The sequence below is a fragment of the Rhizobium sp. FKL33 genome, from assembly GCF_005222915.1.
GTDB lineage: Bacteria > Pseudomonadota > Alphaproteobacteria > Rhizobiales > Rhizobiaceae > Rhizobium_E.
This window is the reverse complement of the sequence record NZ_STFX01000030.1, coordinates 1-4,065: the sequence shown is the minus strand read 5'-3', so window position 1 is coordinate 4,065 and position 4,065 is coordinate 1. Positions and strand designations below refer to the sequence as shown.

General features: G+C 59.3%; 3 protein-coding genes and 2 pseudogenes. 4 read left to right on the top strand and 1 reads right to left on the bottom strand.

Annotated elements, in window-relative coordinates:
• Positions 1-169 precede the first annotated feature (169 nt).
• The 3 genes and pseudogenes from E8Q41_RS18105 to istB form a co-directional block, all read left to right on the top strand.
• Positions 170-433 (top strand): annotated as a pseudogene (locus tag E8Q41_RS18105) (transposase); the annotation flags it as partial.
• A 109-nt stretch (positions 434-542) separates the two neighbouring features.
• Positions 543-2,042, top strand: a pseudogene (gene istA, locus E8Q41_RS18100) (IS21 family transposase).
• Between the two features lie 27 nt (positions 2,043-2,069).
• Positions 2,070-2,777, top strand: a complete 708-nt coding sequence (gene istB / locus E8Q41_RS18095; protein WP_170976527.1) for an IS21-like element helper ATPase IstB — start codon at positions 2,070-2,072, stop codon at positions 2,775-2,777.
• Here istB and E8Q41_RS25625 read toward each other — a convergent pair.
• Entirely contained in the window at positions 2,755-3,108 is a 354-nt protein-coding gene (locus E8Q41_RS25625; protein WP_170976526.1) for a hypothetical protein, read from the bottom strand. The two genes, istB and E8Q41_RS25625, sit on opposite strands and share 23 nt — an antisense overlap.
• Positions 3,109-3,372: 264 nt before the next feature.
• On the opposite strand from E8Q41_RS25625, the gene E8Q41_RS18085 reads away from it, so the two are divergent.
• Positions 3,373-4,044, top strand: a complete 672-nt coding sequence (locus tag E8Q41_RS18085; RefSeq protein ID WP_205910399.1) for a hypothetical protein — start codon at positions 3,373-3,375, stop codon at positions 4,042-4,044.
• Positions 4,045-4,065: the final 21 nt, after the last annotated feature.

Sequence of the window (4,065 nt, the reverse complement as noted above, 5' to 3'; positions counted from 1 at the left end):
TTTGGTAAAATTCTTCTGCTTCGGCATTCCGGTTTCCTTTCAACTCAAGAAAACCTCTCCACTTTTCCGATGCAAGTCCAAAGAGGTTCGCTGCGTGCGTTTCGGCGCAGTCTTTAACCCCACGATAAGCGTCGAATGGTGACCCAAGGCTTTTCGCAGAAAAGCCAATTTGCACAGCGTATTAACTTGGGTCTACTGGGGGCGTTCTGCAACGCCGAAAGGGGGCAAACTTCTGAGCTTAATCACAGCCTTCGGCCACTGGAGACCCCAGACTTTCATTGCCGGACTGCACTGCCATGGCCTGACCGCGTCATGGATTGTCGATGCGCCGATAAACAGCCGTATCTTCGAAACATGGATCGAGACACAGCTTGTGCCGACACTGTCGCCCGGCGATGTTGTCATCCTCGACAATGTCGGCTTCCACAAGAGTGTGTTTCGGCGTGCAAAATTGACCCCATTAGCGGGGTGATCGGCATCCAATTTTGACCCCCTTCGGATTTATCTGACCATCCGTTTTTTGACGGCGGATGGAGAGGGAGTTGAAACGAGTGGATACGATTGCGCGCGTCCGGCGGGCCTTTCATGTTCAAGGCTGGTCGATGAAGAAGATCGCCCGTGAACTGCATGTTTCCCGCAACACGGTCCGCAAGATATTGCGCACCGACGAGACCGACTTCTCCTACGAGCGCGAGCGGCAGCCTTTGCCGAAGACGGGAGTATGGAAGGCGGAGATCGAGCGGTTTCTTGCGACGAACGAAGGCAGGCCATCGCGCGAACGTCTGACGCTGATCCGGATTTACGAAGAGCTGCGCGCACTCGGATATGACGGCAGCTATGATGCGATCCGCCGTTACGCCAAGGGTTGGGCGAAGAACCGGGGATCAGCGACGGCGCAGGCCTATGTGCCGCTCTACTATGCACCCGGCGAAGCCTACCAGTTCGACTGGAGCCACGAGATCGTCCTGATCAACGGCACGACGACGACCGTGAAGGTCGCCCATGTCCGGCTCTGCCACAGCCGCATGATGTTTGCCCGAGCCTATATGCGCGAGAGCCAGGAGATGGTGTTCGACGCCCACGACAAGGCGTTTGCCTTCTTCCGTGGCACCTGCACGCGCGGCATTTACGACAACATGAAGACGGCGGTGGAGGCGGTGTTCGTGGGCAAGGAGCGGCTATACAATCGCCGCTTCCTGCAGATGTGCAGTCATTATCTCGTTCAGCCTGTCGCCTGCACCCCGGCGTCTGGTTCGGAGAAGGGCTAGGTCGAGAACCAGGTTGGCCTGGTGCGCGAACGCTTCTTCACGCCGCGGCTGAGGGTCAAGAGCCTTGAGGAATTGAACGTCTGGCTGCTCGACAAATGCGTGGCCTATGCAAAGGCGCACAACCATCCGGAACAGACCGACCAGACGATCTGGCAGATGTTCGAGGCCGAGCGCGGCAGTCTCGTTCCCTATGTCGGATCGTTCGACGGCTTTCACTGCGTGCCTGCCTCAGTGTCCAAGACCTGCACGGTCCGTTTCGACAACAACAAATACTCGGTCGTCTCGACTGCTGTCGGTTGCCCGGTCGAAGTCCACGCCTATGCCGACCGGATTGTCGTCAAGCAGGATGGCGCGATCATCGCCGAACATCGGCGCAGCTTTGGCCGCGGCGAGACCCTCTATGATCCCTGGCATTATGTGGCTGTCCTAGCGCGCAAACCCGGCGCTCTTCGCAATGGCGCGCCGTTCCGCGACTGGGTAATGCCGGCTGCGATGGAGAAGATCCGCAAGCGATTGAAGGCAGCCGATGACGGCGATCGGCAAATGGTCACCATTCTCGGATGCGGGCCGGGCGACGGTATCACCGCTGTAGAGGCCGCCTGCCAGGAGGCGCTTGATCAGGGCCTCTGCTCGGCTGCGGTCATCCTCAACATACTGGCGCGACGTCGTGATCCGGCTCCGACCGCGCGTTTACAAATCCCCGATGCACTGCGGCTCACTCATGAGCCGGTCGCCGATTGTGCACGCTATGACAGCCTCAGGAGGGCAAGCTGATGGAACGCACACAGGTTCTGGAATTTGATGAGCACCTTGAAGCTCTACGGCATGCGCAGCGCCTATGACGAAGTCATGAGCAACGGCATCAAGCGCCAGCATGAGCCACCGCATATCGTTGGCGATCTTCTGCAGTCCGAGATCGCCGAGAAGCAGGCGCGCTCCATCCGCTACCAGCTCAGCATCGCCAAGCTGCCGCTCGCAAAGGACATCGACGACTTCGAGTTCGCCAACACGCCCGTCAATGAAGGCCTTGTCCGCGACCTGGCCACCGGAGCCTTTGTTGCCGATCAGCGCAATGTTGTTCTCGTCGGCAGCACGGGCACCGGCAAGAGCCACCTGGCCATCGCGATTGCCCGCGCTCTCATCCGCAACGGCACACGCGGGCGCTTCTACAATGTCGTTGACCTGGTCAATAGGCTGGAGACAGAGACGCGCAGCGGCAAGCAAGGCCGGACGGCGGATTATCTCAACCGCCTCGACTTCATCATCCTCGACGAGCTCGGCTATCTGCCCTTCGCCCAGGCCGGCGGCCAGCTTCTATTCCACCTGATCAGCAGGCTCTATGAGCGCACTTCGATCATCGTCACCACCAATCTCGCGTTCGGCGAATGGCCAACCGTCTTCGGCGACGCCAAGATGACCACCGCGCTGCTCGACAGGCTCACCCATCACTGCGAGATCGTCGAAAATGGCAACGAGTCCTGGCGCTTCAAAAACCGCTCTCAAAGCTAAAGCCGAAGAGCCCCATCACCCACACCTGGTTCGCCCTCTGCAACCCCGGCCAGCGCCGGGCGATCCAGGTGCTGATCCTCACCATGGGGGTCAACATTGGACGCCGATAAGGGGTCAACTTTCCGCGCCGATTGACAGCCCGGTGCTCCGTGGGTTCTTTGAACATCGCGCTCCAGACCCGCAGTTCTCGGGAAAGTCTACATCGCTGCGTGATCTGTAAAAGTGCGTCATTCAGCATCGGTTTTCTGTTCTCCAGATGCGCGCACATAGCACCTTCTTGAGGGGCGGTAGCCTCGATGATTTCTAATAAAGAAGAGTAGAGCTTGGGCATAGAAAACACACCAAAAAGCCGATCGATTAGGAGGGCAAGATAAAGCGAACCGGGGTTCGCGCGAGCTGCGCTCGTAAGTGCTTGTCTGCACATTGTTTTCCGGAACGGAAAACGGAAAAGGGCAATATGCGCGATGTGCGGTGAATTTAAGTGTCGCCTGATGTTCTGTATGCGCCGAGATGATAGCGGCCACCCACCGCGAGGTGCGCTACGACGGTCTACGCGGGCTCAAGTCTTTCTACGACGGCCTGCGACAACTACCAAATGCTGCTTGTCACGCCGGGGATGGGCGTCGAACCTGCCCCTATGTCAGACCACGACGACACCAATTTCCGCATCAAAGCGGGCCGACCGAAGAGCCGGGGCGCTCGCGCCAGCCTGCACTCGAAACCCTTCATCACCCAGGTGAAGATCGCCGTGCGCAAGGCCGGCGGAAACCCGAACCGGATCGGAGGGGAGTCGGGGCAGGGGAGCGGACGGTTCAATGCCCGAGGCCGTGGTGCGAAACTAGCACCGTCGTTTCCAAAAGACGGTGGAGGATGGACGCACGATGGCAGCGGCACCCGGTTCCGGTCGCGGCGTGTCGTGGTCAAGGCGCGGGTAGTCAAGCTTGCCCCGCAACGAGGACAGTCGCGTGGCTCGAAGTTTCGGGCCGCGACGGGCAGGGCGGTCGATGCGCACCTGCGTTATCTGGAACGCGACGGTGTCACCAAGGATGGCGAGAAGGGCAGGGTCTATTCCGCGATCGAGGACGAAGCCGACGGCAAGGCTTTCGTGGAGCGCGGACGTGATGACCGCCATCAGTTCCGGTTCATCGTTGCACCCGAAGATGCCGCCGCCATGGCGGATATGCGTTCCTTCACCCGTGATCTCATTGCGTGTTTCACGAATTCCGGGACAGGGATTCCGGTAATTCGCGGACAGCGATTTCAGTAAATACGGGACAGTGCTTCCGCT